Source organism: Acidithiobacillus sp. TH-A36, assembly GCF_057473445.1.
In genome coordinates this window covers 1-3,285 of the sequence record NZ_JBYCKP010000487.1, presented here as the reverse complement: position 1 = coordinate 3,285, position 3,285 = coordinate 1, and the positions used below count along the sequence as shown (strand labels likewise).

Genomic DNA, 3,285 nt, shown 5'->3' with positions numbered 1-3,285 from the left:
TCTTCGGCAGAAATATCCGCGCAAGCCGATGCCGTCCATCCGCATCCCTGCTGTGCAGGTCGAACTTGATATGCTCAGGATTCGGATAGCGCAAGCTGTCGTTCCGGCCTTTTTTCTTGAAGACCGGGAATCGCTTGGGATTGGCGGAATTAAAGGCTTCCTTGAAGGCCCTGTCAAGGTGCCTGAGTGCCTGCTGCTGGGGTTGCGAGGGCGACTCAGCCAGAAAACCGAAAGATGCGCCATTGCGCCAGGTGGTGAGCACGCTGCACAGATCAGCGAAATTCAGGATGCCGCAGCCGGAATCCAGATAGGATTTCTGGATCGCCAGGGCACGATTCCAGACGAAGCGCACGCAACCCGCCGCCCGCGCCAGAAGTGATTCCTGCTCTGGCGTCGGTTCCAGTCGATAGCGCACAGCCTTTTGTATTCGCATGGTTTTATTATACAGAATAAGGGGTTAAAATGAAATACGGGAACAGAACACGAGCGGAAGGCGCTATCCATCCCCGCCCTGAACGACGGGGCTTTTCGCGCATTCAGGTAAATGTGGATCACGCATCCCGTATTGATGGCGTTATCGCGGCGTTAAGAACCCTTGGCGCAGGAATCATCATCGAGGACCAACGGCAAAACATGGTTGCGGCCTAGAAAACACCGCCACTGTTGCAGCATTACTAGGGGGCAAATATGTCCACAGCATTAAAGATTGATCACCAATCAGCTTACGACCTGGATTTCCATGCCTGGACACAGCAGCAAGCGCAGGCGTTACGCAGTTTCAGGCCTGACTGGATGGATTGGGAAAACACGGCTGAGGAATTGGAGTCCATGGGTAAGCGTGATCGCCGGGAAGTCGAAAGTCGTGTGAGCGTCATTCTTGTTCATTTGATGAAGTGGCAGTGGCAGCCGGAAAAGCGTACTTCCAGTTGGCAAGCCACGATCCTCATCCAGCGCAAGGACTTGGCTAAAGTCCTGGAACAATCTCCGAGCCTAAAGCAGGTCGCAGACAATGCCGTATTAAGCGAATGGAGCGATGCCAGACGGCTGGCGGCAATCGAAACGGGTCTGCCTGAATCCACTTTCCCTGTCACTCCGGTCTGGGATGCAGCGCAAGTGTTAGCTGACTGGTGGCCGGAATAGACGCGGGCATCTACCCCGCCCTGAACGACGGGGCTTTTCGCGCATTCAGGTAACTACAAGTTGCAAAGGCTCTGGATCGCCGCGTTATACCGTGATAGAATAAATTATACTTTTTAGCATAAAACAGGTATAACTGCCTTGAAACACTTTCCGAGACCTAAGCTCGCCCTGGAAATGATCGAATCCTGCATGGGTAAAACCTTATTTGGAGATACCCACAATGGTTTGTTTCTAGCGGCTCCGCGCAGGACAGGAAAGACCACTTTCTTACGCATGGATCTCAAACCTGCACTGGAACAGCAGGGGGTGCATGTCATCTATGTGGATCTTTGGTCCAACCTGGACAGTGATCCCGGTGTTATTATCGCTGATGCCATTGGCAAAGCCGTAGCCAAGACAAACACCGCCTTTAACAAGATTACCAAGAACACCAGACTGGACAAAGTTACCATTCCGGGCGTTTCCCTGGGGTTTAACCATCCCGATCAGGCAGACACTATTACCTTGACGGACGCACTACGGGCAATGATAGAGGCAGCGAAAAGCCCTGTTGCTTTAATAATCGACGAAGCGCAGCACGCACTGACCAGCGAGCGCGGGCGCAATACTATGGTTGCCTTAAAATCCGCACGAGATCAGATCAACGCTCCCGGCCTTGTTCAGCTCATGCTGATAATGTCCGGATCCGACCGGGATAAATTGCTGCACCTGGTACATGGCAATTCATCCCCGTTTTTTGGCTCTCAGGTAGGGCACATGCCTGAACTGGATCAGGACTTTATCGCGTTCATCGCGCAGGAAATTGAAGCCGTGCGGCCCGACCTTATCCCTGTTCATGTGGATACCCTTTTCCAGGCGTTTCAGCTATTTGGGAACCGTCCCCAACTTATCATGACCGCTGTCACCGATGCTCTCAGCCCTTTAGCCAACACATCGGAACGATTTGAAAGCATGGTGATGGATGAAGCCTTGCTACAGCAAAAGCGCGATGAGGATGAGATGGCAAACGCATTCCTGGCACTGACGCCACTGGGCAGGGCTATAGTTTGGCGAATGCTGGAAATGGGAGAAAACTTCCGTCCGTATGACGCCACAGCTTTGGATTTTTACGCTGAAAAAACAAAGAAAAAACCGTCGATTGCGAACATCCAAAAAACGATACAGACGTTACGGGACCAAAATCATCCAATGATCTGGAAGTCTGCCATGGGAGAATATTCGGTAAGCGATGCAGCCATGCACAGATGGTATCTTAAAAGGGCAAAAAATGGAGAATGGCCTCCCGCAAGGCAAGGGGAACAAAATGCTTGACGACTCGGATGGCCAAAGTGCGCGACAAACTCCGCGTTCTGGCTGGTTTCTGGGCTACGATCCACAAATGGACGTACAGCCATTAAGTGACCTACTGCTGGATGATGGCGACCAGGAATGGTCTTGGTAGTACATATACAAACCTGATTAAAGAAGGAAGATTTAATGCAACACAAAAAGCCCGTTCGTCTTATAGCGTTTCTATCTGCCGTCGCCCTACTTTCCGGATGCGCTTCCAGTCCAAACATGCACTATTCCGGACCAATGCCACAAGCCTCGAACGTAGCTGGTAAAACAGTTTCAATCTATACATACACCCAAGGGGGTGATGTCCAGACTGGATGTATCCTGGCACTAACCCACAAATGCCGAGAGGCGACCTTTTCCCATAAAGAAATCAATGAAAACTTTGGCAAACTTCTGTCGAGTGCTATTGATAAATCTGGTGGCAAACCAGTTATCGTCAAGTCTCTCTCAGGCACTGGTTGGGCAATTCGCACCCAAGTCTCTCCTACTCCCGGCAATAAATACGAAGCCATCGTGCATTATGATCTTGGAAAAACGATGGCCATGGGGCTCATTCCCATTGCCGGAATGTTCACTCCACGTTACTACGAAATAGCTATTACGATGGATGACCATGTGCAAATTCTTCACAATGGTACTGTCGCATGGAAAAAGTCTATTCCGATAAAGGTTAAAAAAGCGTTTTCTGCCAGCGATCTCGTCATAGGAAATGATGCTCTGCACAACGGCAGCGTTTATCGGATATATCGAGATTCACAAGATCGAGCAATAGCGCAGATTCTCCCTGCACTGAACAAGGTTATGGCC

The 3,285-nt window shown here is 50.6% G+C and carries 6 protein-coding genes; 5 read left to right on the top strand and 1 reads right to left on the bottom strand.

Annotated elements, in window-relative coordinates:
- On the bottom strand, positions 1 to 433 hold a 433-nt coding region (locus tag AC2VLY_RS12445; RefSeq protein ID WP_486891907.1), incomplete at its 3' end, for an RNA-guided endonuclease InsQ/TnpB family protein.
- Positions 434 to 462: 29 nt separating this feature from the next.
- Here AC2VLY_RS12445 and AC2VLY_RS12440 point away from each other — a divergent pair.
- From AC2VLY_RS12440 to AC2VLY_RS12420, 5 genes are all read left to right on the top strand, one after another.
- A complete protein-coding gene (locus AC2VLY_RS12440) occupies positions 463 to 648 on the top strand; it encodes a hypothetical protein (protein WP_486891906.1) in 186 nt (61 codons plus the stop codon).
- A gap of 39 nt (positions 649 to 687) precedes the next feature.
- Positions 688 to 1,140: a DUF29 domain-containing protein gene (locus tag AC2VLY_RS12435; protein ID WP_486891905.1), complete on the top strand. Its 453-nt coding sequence runs from the start codon at positions 688 to 690 to the stop codon at positions 1,138 to 1,140.
- Positions 1,141 to 1,314: 174 nt separating this feature from the next.
- Positions 1,315 to 2,451 carry an AAA family ATPase gene (locus AC2VLY_RS12430; protein ID WP_486922379.1) on the top strand — a complete coding sequence of 379 codons (1,137 nt, stop codon included), beginning with the start codon at positions 1,315 to 1,317 and terminating at the stop codon, positions 2,449 to 2,451.
- Complete coding sequence (locus tag AC2VLY_RS12425) at positions 2,444 to 2,581, top strand: hypothetical protein (RefSeq protein WP_486891903.1); 138 nt, start codon at positions 2,444 to 2,446, stop codon at positions 2,579 to 2,581. The genes AC2VLY_RS12430 and AC2VLY_RS12425 overlap by 8 nt, the downstream gene beginning before the upstream one ends.
- A 35-nt stretch (positions 2,582 to 2,616) precedes the next feature.
- Positions 2,617 to 3,285, top strand: a 669-nt coding sequence (locus AC2VLY_RS12420) for a hypothetical protein (protein WP_486891902.1), incomplete at its 3' end; no start/stop codon positions are given.

What these genes read in the sequence shown, in the direction of transcription:
- AC2VLY_RS12425 (WP_486891903.1), top strand. Translation starts at nt 2,444, where the DNA reads ATGCTTGACGACTCGGATGGCCAAAGTGCGCGACAAACTCCGCGTTCT.
- AC2VLY_RS12440 (WP_486891906.1), top strand. Translation starts at nt 463, where the DNA reads ATGAAATACGGGAACAGAACACGAGCGGAAGGCGCTATCCATCCCCGC.
- AC2VLY_RS12430 (WP_486922379.1), top strand. Translation starts at nt 1,315, where the DNA reads ATGATCGAATCCTGCATGGGTAAAACCTTATTTGGAGATACCCACAAT.
- AC2VLY_RS12435 (WP_486891905.1), top strand. Translation starts at nt 688, where the DNA reads ATGTCCACAGCATTAAAGATTGATCACCAATCAGCTTACGACCTGGAT.